The sequence below is a fragment of the Streptococcus sp. LYSM12 genome, from assembly GCF_004569635.1.
GTDB lineage: Bacteria > Bacillota > Bacilli > Lactobacillales > Streptococcaceae > Streptococcus.
Window position 1 is genome coordinate 1 of record NZ_SPOZ01000083.1, and the last position, 439, is coordinate 439.

The following is a 439-nucleotide window of genomic DNA, read 5'->3' on the forward strand; positions in this document are numbered from 1 at the left end:
CTCAGAGATAGTTAAGTGACGATAGCCTAGGAGATACACCTGTACCCATGCCGAACACAGCAGTTAAGCCCTAGAACGCCGGAAGTAGTTGGGGGTTGCCCCCTGTGAGATAGGGTAGTCGCTTAGCTAGAATCCGCCATAGCTCAGTTGGTAGTAGCGCATGACTGTTAATCATGATGTCGTAGGTTCGAGTCCTACTGGCGGAGTAAAGAGAAATCTTTAATTTATTTATGGTCCGTTGGTCAAGGGGTTAAGACACCGCCTTTTCACGGCGGTAACACGGGTTCGAATCCCGTACGGACTATAAAATTGGGAGGATTACCCAAGTCCGGCTGAAGGGAACGGTCTTGAAAACCGTCAGGCGTGTAAAAGCGTGCGTGGGTTCGAATCCCACATCCTCCTTAAGTATGAAGGTGTTAGGAACTCCTTATGAAAAGAG

General features: G+C 48.7%; 3 tRNA genes and 1 rRNA gene. All 4 read left to right on the top strand.

The features are described from left to right. Positions 1-11: 11 nt before the first annotated feature. Positions 12-127 (top strand): 5S ribosomal RNA (gene rrf, locus E4T79_RS10790). A 5-nt stretch (positions 128-132) separates the two neighbouring features. Next, positions 133-206: transfer RNA gene (locus E4T79_RS10795), tRNA-Asn, on the top strand. 26 nt (positions 207-232) lie between these two features. Further along, a tRNA-Glu gene (locus E4T79_RS10800) sits at positions 233-304 on the top strand. An 8-nt stretch (positions 305-312) separates the two neighbouring features. After that, positions 313-402: transfer RNA gene (locus E4T79_RS10805), tRNA-Ser, on the top strand. The last annotated feature ends 37 nt before the right edge of the window (positions 403-439 follow it).